19 protein-coding genes and 1 pseudogene are annotated in these 24,634 nt (G+C 37.6%); all 20 read left to right on the top strand.

Annotated elements, in window-relative coordinates:
• The first annotated feature begins 10 nt into the window (after positions 1-10).
• Complete coding sequence (gene smc, locus BM102_RS07800) at positions 11-3,571, top strand: chromosome segregation protein SMC (protein ID WP_090480629.1); 3,561 nt, start codon at positions 11-13, stop codon at positions 3,569-3,571.
• Positions 3,572-3,589: 18 nt separating this feature from the next.
• Complete coding sequence (ftsY, locus tag BM102_RS07805) at positions 3,590-4,519, top strand: signal recognition particle-docking protein FtsY (protein WP_090480631.1); 930 nt, start codon at positions 3,590-3,592, stop codon at positions 4,517-4,519.
• A 26-nt stretch (positions 4,520-4,545) separates the two neighbouring features.
• Complete coding sequence (gene ilvA, locus BM102_RS07810; RefSeq protein ID WP_090480634.1) at positions 4,546-5,757, top strand: threonine ammonia-lyase; 1,212 nt, start codon at positions 4,546-4,548, stop codon at positions 5,755-5,757.
• Between the two features lie 82 nt (positions 5,758-5,839).
• Positions 5,840-6,175 (top strand): YlxM family DNA-binding protein, encoded by a 336-nt coding sequence (gene ylxM / locus BM102_RS07815; RefSeq protein WP_033154029.1) that lies wholly within the window; start codon positions 5,840-5,842, stop codon positions 6,173-6,175.
• 3 nt (positions 6,176-6,178) lie between these two features.
• The gene (gene ffh, locus BM102_RS07820; protein WP_033154030.1) at positions 6,179-7,519 is read left to right on the top strand and encodes a signal recognition particle protein; all 1,341 of its coding nucleotides are present in this window, start codon (positions 6,179-6,181) and stop codon (positions 7,517-7,519) included.
• Between the two features lie 39 nt (positions 7,520-7,558).
• Entirely contained in the window at positions 7,559-7,801 is a 243-nt protein-coding gene (rpsP, locus tag BM102_RS07825; protein ID WP_033154031.1) for a 30S ribosomal protein S16, read from the top strand.
• A 23-nt stretch (positions 7,802-7,824) separates the two neighbouring features.
• The gene (locus tag BM102_RS07830) at positions 7,825-8,061 is read left to right on the top strand and encodes a KH domain-containing protein (RefSeq protein WP_033154032.1); all 237 of its coding nucleotides are present in this window, start codon (positions 7,825-7,827) and stop codon (positions 8,059-8,061) included.
• A 135-nt stretch (positions 8,062-8,196) separates the two neighbouring features.
• Complete coding sequence (locus BM102_RS07835) at positions 8,197-8,865, top strand: hypothetical protein (protein WP_143085471.1); 669 nt, start codon at positions 8,197-8,199, stop codon at positions 8,863-8,865.
• A 21-nt stretch (positions 8,866-8,886) separates the two neighbouring features.
• Positions 8,887-18,318, top strand: a complete 9,432-nt coding sequence (locus BM102_RS07840; protein WP_090480641.1) for an HNH endonuclease — start codon at positions 8,887-8,889, stop codon at positions 18,316-18,318.
• A 16-nt stretch (positions 18,319-18,334) separates the two neighbouring features.
• On the top strand, positions 18,335-18,742 hold the full coding sequence (locus tag BM102_RS07845; RefSeq protein ID WP_090480644.1) for an SMI1/KNR4 family protein: 408 nt from the start codon (positions 18,335-18,337) through the stop codon (positions 18,740-18,742).
• A 194-nt stretch (positions 18,743-18,936) separates the two neighbouring features.
• Positions 18,937-19,566 (top strand): hypothetical protein, encoded by a 630-nt coding sequence (locus BM102_RS07850; RefSeq protein ID WP_044934246.1) that lies wholly within the window; start codon positions 18,937-18,939, stop codon positions 19,564-19,566.
• Positions 19,567-19,596: 30 nt separating this feature from the next.
• On the top strand, positions 19,597-19,887 hold the full coding sequence (locus BM102_RS07855; protein WP_044934250.1) for a zinc-ribbon domain-containing protein: 291 nt from the start codon (positions 19,597-19,599) through the stop codon (positions 19,885-19,887).
• A 3-nt stretch (positions 19,888-19,890) separates the two neighbouring features.
• Positions 19,891-20,328, top strand: a complete 438-nt coding sequence (locus BM102_RS07860; RefSeq protein WP_044934253.1) for a hypothetical protein — start codon at positions 19,891-19,893, stop codon at positions 20,326-20,328.
• A 147-nt stretch (positions 20,329-20,475) separates the two neighbouring features.
• Positions 20,476-21,348, top strand: coding sequence for a hypothetical protein (locus BM102_RS07865; protein ID WP_090480646.1), 873 nt, complete (start codon positions 20,476-20,478; stop codon positions 21,346-21,348).
• A 285-nt stretch (positions 21,349-21,633) separates the two neighbouring features.
• Entirely contained in the window at positions 21,634-22,152 is a 519-nt protein-coding gene (locus tag BM102_RS07870) for a hypothetical protein (protein WP_090480649.1), read from the top strand.
• Between the two features lie 125 nt (positions 22,153-22,277).
• Positions 22,278-22,823: a DUF4303 domain-containing protein gene (locus BM102_RS07875; RefSeq protein WP_207646568.1), complete on the top strand. Its 546-nt coding sequence runs from the start codon at positions 22,278-22,280 to the stop codon at positions 22,821-22,823.
• A gap of 165 nt (positions 22,824-22,988) precedes the next feature.
• Positions 22,989-23,447 (top strand): YxiF family protein, encoded by a 459-nt coding sequence (locus tag BM102_RS07880; protein WP_090480651.1) that lies wholly within the window; start codon positions 22,989-22,991, stop codon positions 23,445-23,447.
• A 54-nt stretch (positions 23,448-23,501) separates the two neighbouring features.
• Positions 23,502-23,816 (top strand): hypothetical protein, encoded by a 315-nt coding sequence (locus BM102_RS07885; protein WP_090480655.1) that lies wholly within the window; start codon positions 23,502-23,504, stop codon positions 23,814-23,816.
• A 2-nt stretch (positions 23,817-23,818) separates the two neighbouring features.
• Positions 23,819-24,220: a hypothetical protein gene (locus tag BM102_RS07890; protein ID WP_090480658.1), complete on the top strand. Its 402-nt coding sequence runs from the start codon at positions 23,819-23,821 to the stop codon at positions 24,218-24,220.
• A gap of 189 nt (positions 24,221-24,409) precedes the next feature.
• Positions 24,410-24,634, top strand: a pseudogene (locus BM102_RS07895) (IS110 family transposase); the annotation flags it as partial.

Below are 24,634 nucleotides of genomic sequence, written 5' to 3' on the forward strand. Positions count from 1 at the left end.
GGAGAATTTAATGTATCTTAAAAGTATTGAATTATACGGATTTAAATCTTTTGCACACAAGATGAAATTCGAATTCCATAATGGTATCACAGGTATCGTTGGTCCTAACGGTTCCGGTAAAAGTAATGTTGCTGATGCTGTTCGCTGGGTTCTCGGTGAGCAGTCTGCTAAGCAGCTTCGTGGTGCCAGCATGCAGGATGTTATCTTTGCAGGAACAGAGGCAAGAAAGCCTCTTTCATATGCATATGTAGCACTTACAATGGACAACTCTGACCATGTGCTTCCAGTAGACTACGAAGAGGTTACAATTGCTCGTCGCGTTTACCGTTCAGGTGAAAGCGAATATCTTTTAAATGGTACACCATGCCGTTTGAAGGATGTGTCAGAGCTTTTCTATGATACTGGTGTCGGTAAGGAAGGATATTCTATCATCGGACAGGGCCAGATTGAAAAGATTTTATCAGGTAAGCCAGAGGATAGACGTGAGCTTTTTGATGAAGCTGTTGGTATCGTAAAGTACAAAAAGCGTAAGGCAGCATCTGTAAAGAAGCTTGAAAGCGAGAGAGAGAATCTTGTTCGTGTAAACGATATTCTTTCTGAGCAGGAGCGTCGTATCGGGCCTTTGGAAAAGCAGTCTGAGGATGCAAAGCAATACTTAAAATACAAAGAAGAGCTTAAGCGTATCGATGTCAACTCTTTCATGCTTGAGGTTGATAGACTTCAGGCTAATTTAGATGAGGTTGAAAAGAATGCAAATCTTGCTAGAGAACACATGGAAGAAAGCAAGACAGCTCAGGAGGAGATTCGTACAAAATACGACTCTTTGGAGCAGCAGATTAACGACCTTGATGTTGAAATCGAAACCTTAAAGAAGAATCAGTCTGATTCTACTCTTATGAAGGGCAAGCTGGAAAACGAAATCGCTCTTTTAGAGGAGCAGATTCGTTCTGCTAATGCCACAGATGAAAATATGGCAAGCCGTATCGCTGAAATCGAGGCAGATAAGGCAGATAAAGAAAGCCAGTTAGCAGATTTTAAGGCTGAAAAGGAAAATCTTGATAAGACACTTGAGGAAGCGGTAGAACGTCTCAATTCTGTTAAGGCTAATTACAGTGAACTCCAGGTTGCAATCATTTCAAATAACGAAAAAATCGAGCAGGACAACAAAGCTATCATGGAACTGCTCAACAATCGTGCTTCAATCAAGTCTAAGGAACAGCGTCTTGAGACTATGCTTGAGCAGACAAATATCCGCAAGGCAAAGCTTAATCAGCGTCTCCTTGAAAGAAAGACTCGTGAAGAGGATTTGGATGTTGCTGTTGCTCTTGCAGAGGACGAGTTTAAGAATGCACAGTCACTTCTTCTTGAGCTTCAGGAAAAGGACAAGGAATTCACAGAAAAGGCTGCTGAATGGAAAAAGAAGAGCCGTGAGAATTCTACTGCATTACAGGCAAAGAAGGATGAGTTCGCTCGTGTTCAGACTAGATTAGAGTCAATCAAAAACATAGCTGAGCGCTACGAGGGATATGGCAATTCGACTCGTAAAATCATGGAGCAGAAGGGCAGAATCGATGGCATCGAGGGTGTTATTTCTGACCTTATCCATGTTGAAAAGAAATACGAAATGGCTATCGAGACAGCTCTCGGTGGTAACATTCAAAATATCGTTACAGCTGACGAGGCTTGCGCAAAGAAGCTTATCAACTACTTAAAGGAAAACAAGCTTGGTCGTGCCACATTCCTACCACTGACATCTGTTGATGGAAGAGGCAATTTCAAAAAGACTGAGGTCCTTAACGACAAGGGAGTTCTTGGTCTTGCATCAGAGCTTGTTACATGTGATAGCAAGTTTGATGGAGTTGTAGCTTATCTTCTTGGTAGAGTTGTAGTTGCTGATAATATCGATTCAGCTATCGCTCTTGCAAAGAAAAACAACTACAGCATCCATATCGTTACACTTGATGGTGAATACCTTGCACCAGGTGGTTCAATGGCTGGTGGTCACTTCAAGAACAAATCAAATCTTCTCGGTAGAAATCGTGAGATTGAGGAGCTTGAAGGCAAGCTTGATGTTATCTCTAAGGAGATGGATGAGCTCAAGAACCGTGAGGGTGAAATCGAGACTGCTGTTGCACTTCTTGAAAGCGACAGAGATGACAACACTACAAAGCTTAATGAAGCTGCAATTGCATTAAATACAGCAAAGCTTGGCTTAGATAGAGCAAATGAGCAGAAGAAGGAAAGCTTAACTGCTTACGAAGGCCTTTCTAAGGAAAGCGAAGAGCTTGAAACACAGCTCACTGAAATTGCTGCAGGCAAGAAAGAAATCGAGTTCGAAAAGCAGGAATCAGAAGATAAAGAAGCAGAGCTCAAAGCTGAGATCCAAAAGCTTTCAGACGAAGTTGATGAGAAGACTTACATGGAGACTTCTGTTAACAGAACAATGTCTGAGGTTCAGATTGAGGAGGCTAATGCTAGACAGAAGGTTGATTTCGTTCAGCAGAACTTAGACCGTATCACATCTGAAATCGAAAAGTGTGATGCTGATATTGCGGTTATCAAAGAAAATGCTCAGTCTACTAAGGAAGAGACAGAGGCAAAGAAAGCCCGAATCGACGAGATTAAGGCTACAATATCTGCATCTGACGAGTCCTTTGGAAAGCTTGAGGAAGAAATCAAAGAAGCTGTTGCCAGAAAAGAAGAGCTTAATAACTCACACAAGAACTTCTTTGAACAGCGCCAGGAAATTACAGATAGAATTGCCGAATTAGACAAGGAAATCTATCGTCTGGATTCTCAGAGAGAGAAAATCAGCGATGCTATTTCATATCAGAACAACTACATGTGGAATGAATATGAGCTTACATATCATTCAGCAGAAGAATTAAAGGATCCAGAGTATAACGATTTGGATCAGATGAAGAAGGATGCTTCTAAAATCAAGAATGCTATCCGAGCTATGGGAAATGTTAATGTAAACGCTATCGAGGAGTTCAAAGAGCTTTCTGAGCGTTACAACTTCCTTAAGGGACAGCACGATGATTTGGTTGAGGCAGAGGCTTCGCTTGTTCGTATCATTGATGAGCTTGATGAGGGAATGAGAAAGCAGTTTGCTGAAGGATTCAAGGATATCCAGGTTCAGTTCGACAAGGCATTCAAGGAATTGTTCGGTGGTGGACATGGTACACTTGAGCTTGTTGACAGTGAGGACTTACTTGAGACAGGTATTATCATCAATGCCCAGCCACCAGGAAAGAAGCTTATCAATATGATGCAGATGTCCGGTGGTGAGAAATCACTTACTGCAATCGCATTATTGTTTGCTATTCAGAACCTTAAGCCATCTCCATTCTGTCTCTTGGACGAGATTGAGGCGGCTCTTGATGATGCAAACGTAGATAGATTTGCTGGATACTTACACAAGCTTACAAAGAATACACAGTTCATCGTTATCACTCACCGACGTGGTACTATGAACGCAGCAGACAGATTATTCGGTATCACAATGCAGGAGAAGGGTGTTTCTGCTCTTGTTTCTGTAAATCTTATCGAAGCACAGTTGGATGATTAATCCTTAGCTGGAGGTTATATGGCAGAAAAAATCAGCTTTTGGCAGCGCCTTATAAAGGGCCTGACCAAAACAAGAGACAATTTTATAAAGTCGATGGATTACATTTTCAACGGCTTTTCAAATATCGATGAGGACTTCTACGAGGAGCTTGAAGAAGTCCTTATCATGGGCGATATTGGTGTGCGCACTACAGAGACTATCCTCGACGATTTAAGAGAGGCAGTAAAAAAGGAGCACATCAAGGAGCCTGCCGAGTGCAAGCAGTTTCTTATCAACGAAATTAAAGAGCAGATGGCTCTAGATGAGACATCATTTGATTTTGAAAAGAAGACATCTGTTGTTTTAGTAATCGGTGTTAATGGCGTTGGAAAGACAACCACAATAGGAAAGCTTGCTGGAAAGCTTCAGGCTGCTGGCAAAAAAGTTATGGTTGCCGGTGCTGATACATTCCGCGCAGCTGCTTCTGATCAGCTTAAGGAATGGGCAGACAGAGCATCAGTGGATTTCATTGGTGGTCCAGAGGGCTCAGATCCAGCGGCAGTTGTTTATGATGCTGTTCACGCAGCAAAAGCTAGAAATGTAGATGTTCTTCTTGTGGACACTGCAGGTAGATTGCACAACAAAAAGAATCTTATGAACGAACTTTCTAAGATTAACAGCACTATCTCAAAGGAATTCTCAGAGGCATATCGCGAGACACTTATTGTGTTAGACGGTACAACAGGCCAGAATGCCCTTGTTCAGGCTAGAGAATTCTCTGAGGTTACAGATATATCTGGTATTGTTATTACAAAATTAGATGGAACTGCAAAAGGCGGTATTGCAATTGCTATCCAATCTGAGTTAAAATTGCCAGTAAAATATATTGGTGTTGGAGAAACAATTGACGACTTAGAAAAGTTCAACGCAGATGAATTTGTTGATGCATTATTCTACGCTGAACAATAGTAAGCCACACAAGAGGGAGACTAATTATGCTTACATTGGACAAATTTGAAGAAGCCTCAAAGATTGTCACTGAGGTAACACACGAGACAAAGCTGGTTTACAGCGATTATTTTAGTGAGAAGTGCGGAAATATGGTTTACCTTAAGCCAGAGAATATGCAGCTTACTGGTGCATACAAGCTTAGAGGTGCATATTACAAAATCAGCACTCTTACAGAAGAGGAGAGAGCAAAGGGACTTATTACAGCATCAGCTGGTAATCACGCCCAGGGTGTTGCATATGCAGCCAGCAAATATGGCGTAAAGGCAACAATCGTTATGCCTACAACAACTCCTCTTATCAAGGTCAACCGTACAAAGAGCTACGGTGCCGATGTTGTTTTATATGGTGATGTTTATGATGAGGCATGTGAGTATGCTTACAAGCTTGCTGATGAGCATGGCTACACATTCATTCATCCTTTCGACGATTTAGCTGTTGCAACTGGTCAGGGTACTATTGCAATGGAAATCTTCAAGGAGTTGCCTCTTGTTGAGTATATTCTTGTTCCAATCGGTGGTGGCGGACTTGCTACAGGTGTATCTACACTTGCAAAGCTTCTTAATCCAAAGATTAAAGTAATCGGTGTTGAGCCTAGTGGAGCAGCTTCACTTCAGGCGTCTTTTGCAAAGGGAGAGGTTACAACACTTCCTTCTGTAAACACTATTGCTGATGGTACTGCAGTAAAGACACCAGGTTCAAACATTTTCCCTTATCTTCAGGAAAATATCGATGAGATTATCACAGTAGACGATGATGAGCTTATCGTTGCATTCCTTGATATGGTAGAGAATCACAAGATGGTAGTCGAAAACTCAGGACTTCTTACAGTTGCTGCTTTGAACCATCTTGGTTTCAAAGATAAGAGAGTTGTATCTGTACTTTCTGGTGGAAATATGGACGTTATTACAATGTCTTCAGTGGTACAGCAGGGACTTATCTTCAGAGATAGAATCTTTACAGTATCTGTACTTCTTCCTGATAAGCCAGGTATGCTTGCAAAGGTTTCGCAGCTTATTGCAGATCAGCAGGGCAATGTTATCAAGCTTGAGCACAATCAGTTTGTTACAACAAATCGTTCTGCAGCTGTTGAGCTTCGTATCACTCTTGAGGCATTCGGTACAGATCACAAGGAGCAGATCCTTAAGGCTTTGGATGAAGGCGGTTACAGACCAAAGATAGTTAGAACTTCACTTTAATAATATTAGAGGTGTAAAGTATTTATACTTGACACCTCTATTTTATTATAGTATATTATTTAAGGTCGCTAAAAGGAGAGATATGGAAGACAAGATTAAATCTGGTTATTTATATGATTTTTATGGTGAGCTTTTAACAGAGCATCAGCGTAGCGTATACGAGATGAGCATCAATGATGACTTATCCCTTGCAGAAATAGCAGATTCACTTTCCATTTCCCGTCAGGCGGTGCACGATATTTTAAAGAGATGCGACAAGCTTTTACAGGATTATGAGTCTAGGCTCCATCTCGTAGAAAAGTTTATGAACATTAGAGGAGATGTCATTCGTATAAACGAATTGACAGAAGGAAATCCTAGCGAAGCTACTTTATCAGAGATTTCCCGATTATCTCAGTTGATTTTAGAGGAACTATAATTTATGGCTTTTGATTCACTTTCAGAAAAGCTTCAAGGCGTATTTAAGAATCTAAGAAGCAAGGGCAGACTTACAGAAGCTGATGTAAAGGCTGCTTTAAAGGAAGTTAAGATGGCACTTCTTGAGGCCGATGTTAACTTCAAGGTTGTAAAGCAATTTACAAACACTGTCACAGAGCGAGCAATTGGTTCAGATGTTATGAACGGATTGAATCCTGGGCAGATGGTTATAAAGATTGTAAACGAAGAGCTTGTTAATTTAATGGGCTCAGAGGTTACAGATATCACTTTTGGCACAGGCGGCGCCATCACCACAATCATGATGGTTGGTCTTCAGGGTGCTGGTAAAACAACTACCACAGCAAAGCTTGCTGGCAAGGTAAAACAAAAAGGCAAAAAGCCTTTATTGGTAGCTTGTGATATTTATCGTCCTGCAGCTATAGAGCAGTTACAGATCAATGGTAAAAAGCAGGATGTTGAGGTTTTCTCTTTAGGAGATAAAGAAAAGCCTGTAAAGATTGCCAAAGAGGCAATGGCTTATGCTAAAAAGAACGGCTTCGATGTTGTTATCTTCGATACAGCCGGTCGTCTTCACATAGACGAGGATATGATGAATGAGCTCGCAGCTATAAAGAGCAATATTGATATCCTCAATACCATTTTGGTTGTTGATGCCATGACAGGTCAGGATGCAGTTAATGTTTCAGCTACATTCGATGAAAAGATTGGTATTGATGGAGTTATCATCACAAAGCTTGATGGTGATACTCGAGGCGGTGCAGCTCTTTCTATTAAGGCTGTCACAGGAAAGCCTATTCTTTACGCTGGTATGGGCGAAAAGCTTTCAGATTTGGAGCAGTTCCATCCAGACAGAATGGCAAGCCGAATCCTTGGCATGGGTGATGTACTTTCACTCATCGAAAAGGCGGAGGCAGAAATCGATAAGGATGCAGCAATGCAGCTTTCAAAGAAAGTAAAGAAAGCATCATTCGATTTCAACGATTATCTCACTTCTATGGAGCAGATGAAAAAGCTTGGTGGCCTTTCATCCATCCTTGGAATGATGCCTGGTATCAATTCTAGTCAGTTGGCTCAGATTGAAGGGGCTGTGGATGATAAAAAGCTTGCACACATCGAAGCTATCATCCTTTCCATGACTCCTGCAGAGCGTGAGAATCCAAAATTACTAAATCCTAGCAGAAAGCACAGAATTGCTGCTGGAGCTGGTTTAGATATAGCAGAGGTTAATCGCTTCGTTAAACAATTCGAACAATCAAAGAAGATGATGAAGCAGATGCCAAATATGATGGGCAAGGGTCGTCGCGGAATGCGCTTCCCATTTTAGCCAAGACCATTTAGTTTTATTATTTAGGAGGAATTAAAAATGGCAGTAAAGATTAGATTAAAGAGAATGGGTCAGAAGAAGAGACCAATCTACAGAATCGTAGTAGCAGATGCAAGAGCACCTCGTGACGGTAGAAACATCGATGAGATCGGTACATACGATCCTAACCAGGAGCCAGCAGCAGTTACAGTTGATGCTGAGGCAGCTAAGAAGTGGATCTCAAACGGCGCAAAGCCAACAGAGACAGTTGCTAGACTTTTCAAGCAGGCAGGCGTTCAGTAAACACTCGAAAGGAATGAATAGTGATGAAAGAATTAGTTGAAGTAATTGCTAAGTCACTTGTAGACAATCCTGAGGAGGTTGTAGTTTCAGAGAAGGAAGACGCTAAATCAATCGTTGTTGAGCTTCGCGTTGCACCATCTGATATGGGTAAGGTTATTGGAAAGCAGGGCAGAATTGCCAAGGCTATCCGCGCTGTAGTAAAGGCTGCAGCCTCAAAGATTGACAAGAAAGTTATCGTTGATATTGTTGACGTTGACTAATGTTGTAGGAACCTGAGTTTTCAGGTTCCTTTTTTTATTGAATTTATGTTAGCAATTATAACGAAAATTACCAAAAGAATACTATTGCGTATATCTTTGTAATTTGAGATAATGAATCCTGGAGGTTTAATGATTATGAAAAATAAAACGGGAGAATTATTGAAAAAGTTGTATTTGCGAAAGGAGCTAATACCTGATTTTTGTAGCGTTGTATTAGTGCTTTTTGCAATGATGATTGTACCGCTTTTTTACAATCAGATATCAACAAAGGGAGTTAGAGTTATTTTAACGCTACTGATTTTCGTTGCTGCGGTCGTGGCAACAGTTTTAACACTTATAAGATTCGCTAAGCGCAATAAAAGCTCAGACAAGTTCGATTGGCTGAGATTTGTTTTGTGCTGCCTAGCAATTCTTATTCTTACTTATATTATTGCTTCCATTACATCAAAGTTTGGAATTTCGAATGCTTTGGGAGAGAGTTCGATTTATCCTCACACAGAAAAAGATAATAAATGGTTAGCCGTAATAATTAACTGTTTCGCATTCGCGTTTTTTTCACAAGTACTATTTACAAGTATCAGCGCAGGATACGATGAAATGCATGTTTTCTTTAGCAAACTGATAAAGACATTAGTGTATATAGGAATTCCAATGTTTTTATTAATGCTACTTGCAACATTCATCACTACAAAGGTATTTGCTATAGGTTTTATTTTAACAATAATCCTATGGTTTACTGCTATTTCTGCAAATGAAATTATTGATACTGAGTGGTCATTGCTTGATTACATTAAGACAAAATAGTATTGGAGAGAAAATAACGTTATGAAAATGAAAAACAGAATAAAGAGGTTTATTTGTCTGGCGTATGTGATTATATACGCTACAAGTTACCCTATGCAGGTTTTTGCGGAGGATGCGGAACTTCCAAAATCCTACAATGGTACAAATGATTTTAAACAGGAAGATCAAACTCCATTATCGGAGGATGAGTTTGATGAATTACTGGATGACACCAATAAAGAGGTGAAGGGTGATGATGCACCAGATTTGTCTAAAACTGGTGAATCAAATTCAGACAATCCAAACCCAGATGATCCAAATCCAGATGATCCAAATCCGGATAATTCAAATCCAGATCAGGATAATACAAATTCTGATTCAAAGGATTCAAAAACCGAAGACGGCTCTGATGACTCAGATAATGCCAAAGACGATAAAGACAAAGATGATAAGGATAAAGCTGACAAGGACGAGAAATCTGAGGATGAAACTAAATCAGATGAAGAAAAGAAATCTGAGGAAATCTTAGAGCTTTTAGGTCTTTCACAAGAATGCAAATTGGAATATACCACTAAAAGAGATGGTAGAAAAACAATTGTTGAAACTATCACTTTTAGTGGTGTTGCTGAAGGTGCCAACATTGAGAAGCTTCAGTATCGTCTAAAGGCAGATGATGAGTTTATTGATGTACCTGAGGATAGCTATACAAGAGAAAATATAGATAAAGAAGAGACTATAGAAGAAGAGACTCAAGATGCAAATCAAGAACAGACTCAAGAAACCAGTGATGAGCCTGATGATGAATCGCAAGATGATTCTGATGAGTCTGCACAGGACTCAGAAGGTGATTCAAATGAGTCTAAAAAGACTACAACTAAAAAGATTGTAGGGGACAAGATTACATGGTCTATCTCTATTAATCCAAGTGAATTGGAAAATGGTAAGCTTTATCAGCCAGAGATTCGCTATGTTGTGAAATCTACAGAAGCAGGCAGAGAGCCTTCTAATTGTGATGTCAAAAGCGATTACAAATTTACACTTGAAACAGTAGAGCCTGGTGAATCTGTAAATGATATTGCTCAAAGATATAGCGTAGAAGCGGGCGCTATCAGAAAAGATAATAAGTTAAGCAGCTTCTGGAGACCAAAAAAGGGCTCTGTTCTTTTGGTAAAGAATCCAGAAATCCCAGAAGAAGCTGAAGAAAACATTTGGACTGAGGAGTTTGTAAATATTCTTCCATATAAGGGTGAAATTCCTGGTATGGAATATGCAAACAGCTATGTCAGCCTTTATGATGGAGAACTTTTTTATACAGATACTGATTTTACAATTGAGGAACAGGAAAACACTGATGTGGAAAGATATTTCCATTCTAACTTCACTACATTCAGAGGTGTTTTTGGAAAGAATACTACATCCTTATTTGACCAAAAGATTGTAGAGTTGGATGAAAATGTTTATCTGTTTATGATGGATGATGGACGTGGTATAAAGTTTACCGCAAATTCTGATGGAAAGTTTATTAGTGATGATGGTAACTACACTTTAGAAATCACATCAGATCAAGAAGAATTTGTAGAGGAATCTACAGAAACTCAAGAGTCAACATCAACTACAGAATCTACAGAGACAACTGATACTGCAGAATCTACTGATACAACTGAAGTAGCAGAAACTTCAGAGACATCAGAAACAGCTGAGCAAGCACCAGTAAAAGTTGAAGCTACTTATAAGGTTACAGATAAGTCAAAGATATATTACTGCTTTGATTCTGATGGAAAGATTCTATCCTATGGAAATAAAAAGGGAGAAATTTACTCTGTTCAGTATTCAGAAGATGGAAAGCTGGTAGGTCTTCTTACACGTGCAGGTAAAACTTATGCTGTAACAACAAATGTAAATGGACGAATTACAGAGCTTACTAAGCCAGATGGAACAATCGTCAAATATGATTATGATACCAACGGCTATTTAAGTGTAAAGACTAATGAGAAAGGTGCTACTACAACCTTTGCATACGAAAGCGGTCGTCTAATAAAGGTTACAAATGCGAATAATGTAGCAGTTGCAAATTTCACATACAATGAAGATGGTAGTGTGGCCACCTATACAAATGGTACAGGGGACAAGTCTACATTTTCATATGATAAGTCTAATAGTGTAACTACATTTACAGATCCTAAGAATCAGACTTTTAAGTATGAGTATGATAGCCAGGGACGTCACACAAAGATTACGGACCCTAACGATAAGTCTTCTTCAAAAACATATGATGACAGAGGCAATACTCTAACATCTACGGACAAACTTGGAAAGACAATTACTTATACTTACGATTCTAATAATAATATTCTGTCTGAAAAGAATTCTGATGGTACATCAAAAACAAATACATATGATGACCGAGGAAATCTTTTAACTGAGACAGATGAAAATGGTAATACCACAACATATTCATATGATGCGAACAACAACCCTGTAAAAATATCATATCCAGATGGAACAACCACAACTGTTACATTTGATGAAATGGGTCGAATGACATCTACCACTAATAAGAGTGGTAGCACAACATCTTATGAATACGATGGTAATACTTTTAATGTTTCCAAGGTAACCGACGGAAACGGTAATACTACTACAAATACTTATGATGCATGTGATCGTTTGGTATCTACAACAAGTGGAGATGCAACAACCACATACTCATATACCGCCACAGGTCAGATTTCTCAGACAACCGATTCAAAGGGAAATACTACTTCGTACAGCTATGATAAGGCTGACAATAACACAAGTATTACTGACGCAAAAAGCAATACTGTTTCCATGACATATGATTCCATGGGACGTGTTACTCAGGTGGCAAATGCCGACGGTACTAAAGAACAATACTCTTATGATGGCAATGGTAATATTGCCAAGGAAACAACTGTAAATGGTGAGGTAAAAACCTATACCTATGATGCAAACGATAACGTAAAGTCGGAAACTAGCTCAAGCGGAACATCTACATCCTACGAGCGCGATTCAAAGGGACGTGTTACAAAGGAAACAGATAAGGATGGAGCAACAATCACATACAAGTATCATGATACTTTAGATGTGGTTGTAGAACAGAAGGATAAGCTCGATAGAGTAACTAAATATGAGTATGACAAGGTTGGAAATCTTTTAAAAGAGATTCGTCCAGATGGCAAGGAATTAGTATACACATACGACAGCAATAATCGTATGCTCACTAAAGTTGATGATAAAAATGTAAAGACAACTTATACATATGATGGCGAGGGCAATATCACAAAAGAGGTACAGGAAGCTGGTAAATCTACTCGTGAAAAGTCATACACATATGATGCTAACGGAAATACGATAAAGGAAGTTGACTACAATGGTAATGTCACAACCTTTGAGTATGATAGCGAGAACCGCCTTAGCAAAGTAATCGATGCCAGAGGCTTTGCTACATCATACACCTATGATGGTTCTGGTAATGTTTTAACTGAAGTAGACAGAAACGGCGGAAGAAAAACTTATACCTATGATGAAGTTGGCAACATGCTTACAATGGTGGATGCTAATGGATTCAAATATTCATATGAGTACGATTCAGAAGGTCGTGTTGTTAAAGAGCACAAGCCTGATGGCTCTGTAATGGGTGCTGTATATAACAATGAAGGATATCTTGCTAAACAGATTGATATATACGGAAATACGGTAGCCTATGAATATGATGATAAGGGTAATATTACAAAGTGTACCGATAAGAATGGAAATGTAACAACATATACATATGATTCTGACGGTAATAATACTTGCGTTCTTGCAGCAAATGGAGCAACTGAAAAATACTACTACAACAAAAATGGATGGTGCACAAAGGTTGTAGAGAACAATGGAAACAGCAAAATCTATACTTTTGATGTGATGGGCAACATCATAGAGGTTAAGTATAGCAGTGGCGCTGTAGAAAAGTATGAGTACGATGGTAGAGGAAATGTAATCAAAGAGACTACCAAAGAAGGTATCGTAAAGACCTATGCCTACGATGATTTCTCTAATTTGATTAGCACAACATCATCTGATGGTGAAAGCATTTCTTATACATACGACAAGAATGGAAATATCCTTTCTCAGACAACAGCTACTGGTGCAAAGACATTGTATGAGTATGATGCCGCTGGAAATACTGTAAAGGTAACAGCAAGTGATGGTGGTGTTACAACATACGAATACAACGGAAATGGTGCACTAACAAAGACAGTAGATTGCTATGGTAACACCACTGTGATGGAATACGATGGCAATGGAAATCTTATTAAAACAACTAGCCCAGATGGCAGTGTTTCTGGTGCAACATATGATTATAATGGTCAGCTTAAGACACAGACTGACAGATTAGGGAATACAAAGAAATTTACATATGATGGAATGGGCAACCTGATTAAGGAAGAAACAGCTGAAGGTGCCACATTTACATATACATATGATAAAGCTGGACATCAGACATCACTTACAGATGGCGTTGGCAATGTAGCAAGTTACGAATACGATGCAATGGGAAATATGATTTCCCAGACCACACCTACAGGTGCTAAGACAACATACAAATACAATTTGGATAACTACATCGAAAAAGAAACATCAGCAGATGGTGCGGTTACTAAGTATGAGTATGATCAGCAGGGTAATATGACAAAGATTACCTATGACAATGGCACAACTGTTAAATATGAATATGATGCTTGCGGTAGAAAGACCAGTGAAGAAAATATAAACGGCATCAAGACTACTTATGCTTATAACGATATGAATCTGGTTTCAAGTATCACTGAATCAGGTCGCGAGACTGGTGATAGAGTAACCACATATTCATACGATAAATACGGCAGAATGATTAAGGAGGAGGCCACAGGCTATCATCCTATCACTTACGAGTACGACGATAAGAGCCGTGTTGTAAAGACTACCCAAGGTAAGCGAGTTACATCACAGACATACGATTTATTGGATAGAACAACTACCCAGACAGATCCGATGGGTAATGTCACTGCTTATGAGTATGATGTTGATGGAAATGTAGTAAAGCAAACTGTAACAGCTGCAGATAAGAGCGGTTCGAGAACTACCGTATTTACGTATGATGCAAATGGCAATTTACTTACTACAAAATACCCTAATGGGGATGCCGTATCATTAACCTATGATAAAGACGGTAGAAAGATTACTGAGGTTGATGCTAAGGGTAAGGAAACAAAGTATGAGTATGACAAGGTCGGAAATGTTGTAGCTATTACAGATAGATTAGGACATAGATCTTGCTATGCTTATGATGGAAACGGAAATGTAACTGCTGTAACAGATGTAAATGAAGTGGTTACAAAATACGGCTATGATATCATGGGCCGTGTAAACAGAGTTGAGGATGCTCTGGGCACAACTGTATATTATAAATACGATAAATCAGGAAATATGGTAGAGGAAATTACCACTGATAAGAACGATGATTTATCTATTTATACAGGCAAGAACACTAGAAAGATTGTCAATTACACCTATAACAAGTATGGTCAATTGACAGAGGTAGGTTCTCCAACAGGAGATACTGAAAAGTATGAATATTACAAGGATGGAAGTTTAAAGAAAACAATATCTCCATCCAAGAAACAGATTTCTTATGAGTACGATGTAGCCGGAAATCTGATTCAGACAAAATTCGGAAATGACGTAAATGCCATTAGAAAATATGATGAATATGGACAACTCATTTCCATGACAGACGGCGAGGGTGTTACAAATTACTCTTATGATTTGGCCGGTCGAATCACAAATGTAGCTAAGGGAAATATTACTTTAGCTTACAAATATGACAGCTGGGGTAATTTGGAATCATTAGAATACCCTGATCATACAAAAGCAGTTTATAAATACGATTCTTTAGACAGAATCACTTCCATGACAGAACGAAGTGGCGTGAAGGTCGATTATACCTATGATGCCAACTCAAATCTTTTGACTGAAAGTCGAAGTGATGGAATTGTAAAAACTAATAAGTATGATGAGCTTGATAGAGTAACAGCAACCATTACTAAAAAGGGTGATGACACTCTTAGTGCGTTCAAGTATGGCTATGATGAAGCAGGCAGAATGACTACTGAGGTTTCCTCAGATTCGCTTGGAACTGTTACTAAAAACTATACATATAATGATGCTGGAAAGCTTATTAAATATCAGGAGTATAAGGGCAAAGACGCAACTACTCCATTAAAGAGCATAGAGTATAGCTATGATTTATATGGCAACAGAAATGCTGAGACAACTGAAGAGAACGGCGTTAAATCTACAGTAAAATATAAATATGATTTGTCTGATAGACTTCAGTCAAAGACAACTGACGGCAAGCAGACTGGTTCTTATGAATATGATGCCGATGGAAATCTTGTTTCAAAGACTGAGGATGGTGTAAAGACTGATTACACTTATACGGTAGATAACAGAATTGCTTCTGTTACTGTAGATGGTGTTCTAAAGGATGCTATCAAGTATGATGGAAACGGTCTTAAGTCATTTGAGTTATTAAGAAAAGAATATGATGAGAGCTTTTCTTCAGATAAGATTTATTTGAAGGCAGCTAAACAGAACGAAGAAGAGCTTGACGAGTGGGCTACATTCTATCAAACAGAAGTAACCAAACGAAGCAAGACTACAGATTCTGAAACTGCAGAGCAATCTGAATCAAAGGATGTATACAAACCAGGTACAGTAACAAAAGAAGTAACGGGAAGAGATTTTGAAGAAAAGGCATTCTTTACAGCTTCTGTTGTAGGTACCATGGCACCTACACTTTGGGATGAATGGTGCGATTTTGCAGCTACATTCTATGACGATGTGTATGATATGTTCATCACTGCTGGCTCATGGATTAAAGGAGAAGATGTTGATCCTGATTATGACTCGGCTTCTGATTCAAAGTCATACAGATCAAAGACAGATAAAGCTTTCAGTTACTTGATTGAAAATGAAACTGAGGTACAGGTTCAGCAATCCGCTGATAAAGACCACAGCGAAGGAACTGTAAGAAAGGCTTACTATGAGCCAATCAGCTATCTGTATGACCAGACAGTAGAGAATGCACAGGTTCTGGCAGAATATGCTAGCCCTAATTCTGCAACATCAAAGAACGCTTATGACTATGGTGCAGAAGGCAGAACATCATCTGACCAGGCTGGTGTATACGTATACGATGGACGTGGCTCAGTTTCAGAGACTGTTACAGGAAGCAAGGTAACAAATACATTACGATATGATCCTTATGGAAACATCACTGCAGGTGCTCCTATTCAGGATCAGGTATATGCATACAATGGAGAGCAGTATACACCACAGACAGGACTAATATATTTACGTGCTCGAAATTACGATCCATCAACAGGTACTTTTACAAGCAAAGATACCTACATGGGTGATAAGACAGACCCTGTAACTAGAAACAGATATACATATGGTAACAACAACCCTGTTGCATACCAGGACCCATCTGGTCACAAAGGAATCTTTTCGAAGATTACATCGGCTGTTAAATCAGCAGCTAAGTCTGTAGCAAAGACAGTTTCGAAGCCAGTTGTGGCGGCAGCAAAAGCTGTAAGTCATGCAGCTAAATCTGTGGCGAAGGCGGCTTCAACGGCTGTAAAAACAGTAGCAAGAACTGCGTCAGCTGTGGCCCATAAGGCCGTGTCAGTAGCCAAGACGGCGGCGAAGACTGTGGTGAATACAGCACGAACGGTTTACAACACGGCTAAAACGGCGGTAGCACGAGCGACAACTGCTGTGGTAAACAAAGTGGCCGGTGTAGCAAAAGCTGTTGTAAATACAGTTAAAAATGTTGGACAGGCAGTGTATAATGGTGCTGTACATGTTTACAACACAGCCAAGGAAGTTTACCAGGAAGCTAAGGAAACTGTAGTCAACTATGTGGACAAGGCAAAGACAGCGGTAGCTACATTTGCAAGCAACACATGGGAAAATGCGAAAGACTTAGCTGAAGAAGGTCTTAGATTTGCAATTGAGGCAAAACAATCAGTTGCTCAGACAGTACAGGAAGTTGGTCAGTGGTGGTCAGAAACTTCATTTTCTAAGAACCTTACAAAGGCAGCAGAATCAGTTTCAGCAGCATGGCACAACAGTGCTATTGGTAAGACTGTAACTGCAATTGGTCAGGCAATTGATAAGGCTGGCACAGCTTTAAAAGAGAAGTTTGAAAACAGTTCTGTAGGTCAGTTCTGCAGCAAGGTTGCAAACTCTGTTTCAACCTTCTACGAGAAGCATAAAACTGCTATTAATATTATTATTGGTGTGGCAGTAATAGCGCTATGTGCCGTGGCAACAGTAGCTACTGCAGGAACATGCGGACTTGCCTTTGCAATGGCATCAGGAGCCCTAAAGGGTGCTTTAATTGGAGCAGCAACAGGAGCCGTAGGCGGTGGCTTGAAGAGTGCCATGGACTACATGGAAGAACATGACACTTTGGATGGCTCTGGTAGTCAGATACTGAGTGGCGCTGCGGATGGATTTGCTAAAGGAGCTGCATCAGGAGCGGCCAGCGGAGCAATGGCTGGTATGGTGAAGTATCACAAGAATCCTAGTGGCTATTGTTTTGTAGCAGGAACCCTTGTACTTACCACAATCGGCCTAGTTGCCATTGAAAATATCCAACCAGGCGATATGGTATATGCCAAGGAAGCAGTTGGAGTAGAGCAGTCAGTTGATGTAAGCCAGGATTCAGAGACAGCCCCAGTACTAGAAGTATTCGCACATGAAGTAGATGAGACTTATGTCGTTACTATAGATGGTGAGGATATTGAGACTACTGCAAACCATCCATTCTATGATGAAAATGGTGAACAGATCGAAGCTAAGGACCTTGAAGAAGGCGATGAGCTCACAACTGAGGATGGTGATACAGCCACAGTTGATTCTGTAGAATGCATCCACCATGATGAACCAGTAATGGTATACAACTTCTGCGTCATGGAAGACCATACTTACTTCGTAGGTGAGCATGGGGTGCTGGTGCATAATGAGTGTACTGAATCAGGACTGAATAAGTATGAAAAAAGATTAAAAGAATATGCTAATAAAAAGCATCCTGTTACAGGTGTTGAGTATGACAGTCAAGGATTTCCAAAATTTGATTCTAAATTTGAAATGACGTTAGATGAGGCAGACTTTGCAAAGTCAAGATCGACTCATTTTTCAAGAGCAAGTAAAGATTTATATGAAAAAGCAATGGCTGATTCTTCTATTGCAGAAAAGTTTACACAAGAAGAATTAGATATATTTAAAAACGGTGGAGTTCCCAAAGCGTACACCTGGCACCATAATCAAAAACCTGGTGTAATGCAATTAGTTGACAGGCAGATTCATCGAAAGACGGGACATATCGGAGGATTTAGTATATGGGGACCAGGAAATTGAGAAAGGATAGTGTAATATGAAAGAATTATTTTTTGATGGAAGCAATACAGATAAAGAAACAATTAAAACTATAATTGAACAATTGAATTATAAACTACCAAGTGATTTTGTAGATGTCATAATTCATCATGATGGTGCATATCTTTCGCCAAATAAAATATTCGAAGGTATTGATGAAAACAATGTTAATAATCTTATTAGTTTTGATGAAAATGATCCATCGTTTATTCTAGATATCATTAAGGATATGGGGTTGGATGATTTGAATATAATACCTATTGCAGAGGATCCTTTTGGTAATATTTTTGGTTTTAGATTTGCTACTGATAAAAAGTATGAAGTAGTATTTTTTGATAGTGAATTAGAAAATGTCAGAACAATATGCGATACATTTACAGAATTCATAAATTTAATACATGATTGATATTTGAGATGTAGGTGCCTAACTCCATTACACAATCAAAATTATACTTTGCTATAACTGTGTAATGGGGGAGGCATTAAAATTGTTTATTTTTTGTCAAGAAGATGCTTTACTAAAAAAATTGAATTTGTTAAAATTTTATATGGTGTGGAAATTCACATCATAAAATATAATTTTTTATGGAGAGATATAATATGAAAAAGAAATTAGCATTAATGCTAGCAACAGTAACAGCAGTTGCAACAATTTTTACTGGATGCGGTGGAAAGGACATTTCTGGAAATTATGTTTCGGAAATCAAACTTGCTCAGTTTTCAAGTCAAGAGGATATGCAGGCATTAGCTGATGTAGGAATTAATGCCGGAGATATCACTATGGATGTGACATTAGAGTTATCAGATGATAACACATTCACAATGGCTTTTGATACTACAAGTTTCAAAGATCAGTTTTCTACACTTGTAGATGATAACATGGATACAATTATTGATAAGTCTTTAGAGTCAGAAGGTTATTCAAGATCAGATATTACTGATGAAGTTGCACAGTATGCTGGTTATGAAAGTGCCGATGCTTTGTTTGCAGATCTGGAGAACGAGATTAAAGGCTCTTTAGATGATATATATTCTGGAATTGATGAGGAGCTACAGGAATATTCGGTTTCAGGCGATTATAAAGTTAAGAAAGATTCAGTTGTCTTTGTAGTTAATGGTGAAGACGAATTGCTCTTAGATAAGGGCACTCTAAATGAAGATGGTTCTATCACAGTTAATTCAGAAAGTGATGGTACTGTAGTTAGTCTTGAATTTGAGTTACAGCAGTAGTATTTCTTACATGTCGAAGGGAGAATGAAAATGTTTATCTTATTGGGAACAAAAGAAAAAACAAAAGTTATGACAGAAATGGAATCAACAGAGCTTTGCATGAACTGTAATAATGAAGTTAAGCATGCTGTAATCAGAAACAGATTGTATTTTACACTGTTTTTCATTCCGGTGCTTCCATTACACACACGTTATTCAGTTGTTTGTCCTGCTTGTACTTTTGAAAGAAAAATTAAGAAATCAGAGGCTAAGGCTTTCTGTAATCATATTGCAATGTCAGACAGTAGCTTTACATATGTTGAAAGCAAAAAGGAGGCCTAAATCATGATGGACAAAAAATACAGAAAGAAAAATGGCAAGGCTTACCGTGTGATTTGGTGTAATACTTTCAAGTTGGTTGCTGCAGTAATTTGCTTACTTATTACATTAGTTTGCTTAATAGGTGCTGCAATTATTCCAGCAGTTTTATTCTTAGCTTTAACCGTTCTTGAGTTTTATAGATATAATGAAATCAATAATGTGGCTGACAATATTCGAGAGTACGGTGTTTTGATGGTAAATCATCCAGAATACACTGTTTATGATTTTTCAAAGGCACTAAAAAGAGATACAGAAACAGTAAATAAAGACATCGAAAAAATGTTGAAAAAGAAAGTTTTGTTTGGTACTACAGATCAAACTAAGTTCACTCTTGATGATGATTTTAACTTAAGAATCTTATTACAGCAGAATGGCTGGGCTAGTGCAGTATTTGTAAATTAAAAATTAAAGTGGAATCTCTATGATTCCACTTTTTCTATAGTTGTAAATGTAAAGAATCCTAAAGAAGTCTAAAGATTAAACATATTATTTTTTTTATATGATAATATGTCGCTGTTTTTGGATAAAATTTTTAGGAGGATTTTTAGAATGACAAAGAAAAGATATTTTTCAATACTAGTTATTTTGGCAATTCTTATAATTACAGTAGGCGGTTTTGTATACAATCGCAATAGTAATGCTAAAACAGCGTATCACGTAGAAGGATCAGCTGGAAATATTGCTGGTACGACTATCGTTGTTAGTTTGTTTGCCGATGATACTGAGTCAAAGTGGGACAGCACAGAAGATGCAGAAAAGATATCTAATATCAACAATTATCTAGCTATAGCTGGAGATTATTTAGAAAATGTTGTTGCAAGCTACAATAAATCTGCTGATTTCATAACTGATTTTACTACAAACACTGATCTAAAATACTCCATGGCATTTGATAAAAAAATTACAAATCAGGAATATATCGATAATGGAGAATGCGATACGGTTGTTTGGAATTTTATCGACAAGAATATCGATGAAGATGCGCTAAAACAAAAGTATAATGCGGATAATATTGTATATATGGTATTTGTTGATTCTGATGAAAGTAATACAGCTATTACATGTACAAGAAGCTGGTATGAAGGGATGGAATCGGATGATGAAATAGTGTATTTGTTCAATATTGACAGCCAATGTTTAAATGGTCCAGCTGTATATGCACACGAGATTTTGCATACTTTTGGAGCGCCCGATTTATATGTTGAAGATTCTCTTTACAACATTACGAGTGATTTCCTTAATTATGTAAATGAAAACATGTCAAATGATTTGATGCTGACCTGTTCAGATGCAACTACAGGTGATTATCTTTATGATTCAATTAACAATGAAGTTGGGGAGGTATCTGCATATTTCATTGGTCTAGTGGATAGCAGCAAAATTGTAGACCAATGGAACCTGGTTATTCCTGAAACGTATTAAATGATGTAAGTGCCTGACACCAATGTGGTCTTTTCTGTAGATGGAGAAGTCTAGTGGGAACAATGGATGTAAAGGGGGGCAGGCACTTTATTAAAATACCAGGTGCACGTCCTAACAGACGCCCTGATATCATGTGGGTCAGACATACTGATTTGATTGATCAAGTGGAAGTACCAAGTAAAACAGATATACCTGATAATCTAATACTAAGAAAGCAAGATAACTAGAAATTAATCGGAAATCGTGCGGGAACTATAAAAATTCGAATGATTGGAGATTGATAAAGTGAATAAAATCACATATGTGTTTTGGATGAATGAGGACATAGAATATAAATGGGCAGATTTATATAATGATGTGAAAGACCTTTTTAAAGCTTTGGGTTATGAAGTAAGTCATTTAGGTATAGTTAGTGATAGTTTTAATTCCGGTAAAGTAGTTACTGTAAATAGAAAGGAAAAAGAAGTAATTAAAAAATTAATAGATGGCGAACGTCCTCTCAGTTTTACGTGGCTTTCTATACCAAAATCATATAAAAATGCTACTAGTGATTGTGATTTAATGTGCTGTATTAGAGGTGGTGCATTTTTTTCTTTAGAAATCAAAAGTGAAGATAATAGCAGTTATGTTGAAAAACTAATTATTTCTTTTGTGCAAAAGCATTTTTGTTGTGATTCAGGTGAAGCTTTTACAGTTGATAGAAAAGAATCATCTTTAGTGTATTGTGCAACAAAAGATTCTGTAAACTTAAAGGAATATGCATGTATTAAACAATATCATGGTCTTTCCATAGCTGGTGCTTGATATAAAGCTACAAAGGAGGCGGGCACTCCTTTGGGGATATTGGTGCCTGACGCCATTACATGGTAAACGAGCAATTAGAAGTGTACTTAGAAGGGAATTAAGGTCTATTGGTAAGGAGACTGAAAGTGGAATTGGAAATTGATGAAAAACTTGTAGATTTAATACAGAGTGCCACGAAAAAGGCATTTGTAAAATTATTTAATGAACATGATGAACATTTTTATTATTGTTCATTGATTACAACTGGGGAAGGGCTTTGTCCATTTATAACAGCTTGGTCACAAGAGGCATTAAATCGAGAAGCAGAATCGGCTGATGACGTAGAAGAAGCTAAGTATTATTTAAAATGGTCTTATGATGAATCTCCGTATTTTGCTTATGGAGATGAGTTCTTTTCTGAAGTCAAAAAAATATTTATTGAGCGCTCTAGACAAACAAATAGCGAGAGTGAAATTGCTAAAGAAGTTTCTATTAGAATTAATTCAATGGAGCGAGCAATGCATAATCTTGATATAGAAGGCATTTTTGGTGCTGGTGAACAAAGAATGCATGTTGTAATTAATGCAGAATTCATGCCGCCTGATTATACCAACACCGAAAGGGCTTTAAGGCTTAATCCTAGAAAAGCGTTAGATGAATGGCTAGAAGAAATAGCGGAAGAAATAATGTGATTAATTGAAAGTATTTGGCTTAGATGTATATGAATCTAAGTGCCTAGCATCATCACAGAAATATTGTTATATGTAAGAGCCTGACGACGTTACAGAAATATTACTATGTAATAAAGTTGTAAAGGGGGCAGGTACTCCTTTGAATAAAGGTAAGGATTACACGATATGGATAAAAGAAATCAATTGGAGAATTTAAAAATAAAGAACAAGAAATCTATTGTGTGTAAAGAATGGAACAACCATGGAATAGAAATTTCGTTTGATAATTTCATAAATGTATCTAAAACCTTGGGTATTCAAGATATGATACTAGCAAAATTAGATTATATGGATAAAGAGATGAAAACTATTATTTATCCATTAAATAAAGAATTCATTTCAGAGTATATTAAAATCTTAAATAATATTATTAAAAGGGATTGTCTATATGTTTTTTATCAAAAAGAATCAACTAAAATTGGAGCGATTCAATTATCGGGAAAGGATATTCTTGATAACATATATTTTTTAATGGATGAATCTGAATTACAGGAAGGCTGTAGTTTTTTTCTAACAACCAAAGATTGTACCATGGGGTGTTGTATATGGTTGACTGAATATGATAGACGAATCTATGTATGGTAAATAATTAGATGGTTCACATTTAAATGTTTCTTTGAAAGGTAAAACAACGCATAAATGATAATTAAATTTTTTTATAATTCTTTAGATAATAAATTGGCCCAATCTAATATTAAAATCGATTTAGACCAAGCGCTTTCAGAATCTACATATAGCATTGAATATGTTAGAGATTATTGGAAAATTGATGGAGCTTATGAGGCAAAAGTAATAGCTAGTGATAGTGATTTACAATATATCAAAGATTATTTTGCATTAGATTGGATTGAGATAGGAAGTCCTATTGAAGAATACGTAACTTCAAACACGATGGAAAATTCTGGTATAAAAAGTGGTTATCTTATGATTAATATTCTATTGGGAGGTAAATAGTAATGGATTTGGATTTACTGTTTGAAGATGTGCTAAATGAAGATTTTGAGGGCTCAGAAGAGAAATTAGAAACAATAATAGAAGAAAATGACTCTTTAGAGAATGTCAAAAGAATATTAACATTTATGGAAAAACATCCAGATGTAGATTATGGAATGCCAGGACCTTTGGTGCATTATATTGAACGATTTTTTTTAAATGGATATGAAGAGTTACTATATGATTCGGTTAAGAATAATCCTACAGAGCATACACTATGGATGTTAAATAGAATAATAAATTCACCAAAGCTTATTAATAGGGACAAATATTTAACATTGATGAAAGGAATAGCAGTATCTGATAATGTGTCGAAACAAATTAGAAGCGAAGCAAAATTGTTTTTGAATTATCAGAACATATAGGTGCTTAGGCGCAATACAGGACTTGTACCACATTGATATTTTCCAAAGAAAGGTAATAAATGAGTAATATAGCTTCCTGTATACTTTAAACGCACCTAAGAATTGACTAAAGAAAATACCTCAAGTAAATTTAGATTATTACTGACCTGACCGTTGGTAAAAAATCTAAACATACATGAGGTACATACAATGAATATTAAAGGCAGAAACAAGAAAAATCAAGCGAAGGTTGTAAACATTTTTGAAAAGCAGGAAGTAATTGAAAAAGCAGAAGTTCTTAGAAAAGGGTTTAAGGCTCATACTTGGAGAGAACTAGAGACTAAAGGTAAGTTTCGTAAGAATGAAAAACTTTCATTTATTACAGAGGATATGCTTATACTTGGATGCGATATAGGCAGTGAAACTCATTACTTC

The sequence above is a fragment of the Pseudobutyrivibrio sp. JW11 genome, from assembly GCF_900115355.1.
Lineage (GTDB): Bacteria > Bacillota > Clostridia > Lachnospirales > Lachnospiraceae > Pseudobutyrivibrio > Pseudobutyrivibrio ruminis.

Coding starts and splice junctions, on each gene's coding strand:
- ftsY (WP_090480631.1), top strand. CDS start 3,590: ATGGCAGAAAAAATCAGCTTTTGGCAGCGCCTTATAAAGGGCCTGACC.
- BM102_RS07880 (WP_090480651.1), top strand. CDS start 22,989: ATGGATAAAAGAAATCAATTGGAGAATTTAAAAATAAAGAACAAGAAA.
- ylxM (WP_033154029.1), top strand. CDS start 5,840: ATGGAAGACAAGATTAAATCTGGTTATTTATATGATTTTTATGGTGAG.
- BM102_RS07860 (WP_044934253.1), top strand. CDS start 19,891: ATGATGGACAAAAAATACAGAAAGAAAAATGGCAAGGCTTACCGTGTG.
- rpsP (WP_033154031.1), top strand. CDS start 7,559: ATGGCAGTAAAGATTAGATTAAAGAGAATGGGTCAGAAGAAGAGACCA.
- BM102_RS07885 (WP_090480655.1), top strand. CDS start 23,502: ATGATAATTAAATTTTTTTATAATTCTTTAGATAATAAATTGGCCCAA.
- BM102_RS07840 (WP_090480641.1), top strand. CDS start 8,887: ATGAAAATGAAAAACAGAATAAAGAGGTTTATTTGTCTGGCGTATGTG.
- BM102_RS07850 (WP_044934246.1), top strand. CDS start 18,937: ATGAAAAAGAAATTAGCATTAATGCTAGCAACAGTAACAGCAGTTGCA.
- BM102_RS07855 (WP_044934250.1), top strand. CDS start 19,597: ATGTTTATCTTATTGGGAACAAAAGAAAAAACAAAAGTTATGACAGAA.
- ilvA (WP_090480634.1), top strand. CDS start 4,546: ATGCTTACATTGGACAAATTTGAAGAAGCCTCAAAGATTGTCACTGAG.
- BM102_RS07845 (WP_090480644.1), top strand. CDS start 18,335: ATGAAAGAATTATTTTTTGATGGAAGCAATACAGATAAAGAAACAATT.
- BM102_RS07830 (WP_033154032.1), top strand. CDS start 7,825: ATGAAAGAATTAGTTGAAGTAATTGCTAAGTCACTTGTAGACAATCCT.
- smc (WP_090480629.1), top strand. CDS start 11: ATGTATCTTAAAAGTATTGAATTATACGGATTTAAATCTTTTGCACAC.
- BM102_RS07890 (WP_090480658.1), top strand. CDS start 23,819: ATGGATTTGGATTTACTGTTTGAAGATGTGCTAAATGAAGATTTTGAG.
- ffh (WP_033154030.1), top strand. CDS start 6,179: ATGGCTTTTGATTCACTTTCAGAAAAGCTTCAAGGCGTATTTAAGAAT.
- BM102_RS07865 (WP_090480646.1), top strand. CDS start 20,476: ATGACAAAGAAAAGATATTTTTCAATACTAGTTATTTTGGCAATTCTT.
- BM102_RS07835 (WP_143085471.1), top strand. CDS start 8,197: ATGAAAAATAAAACGGGAGAATTATTGAAAAAGTTGTATTTGCGAAAG.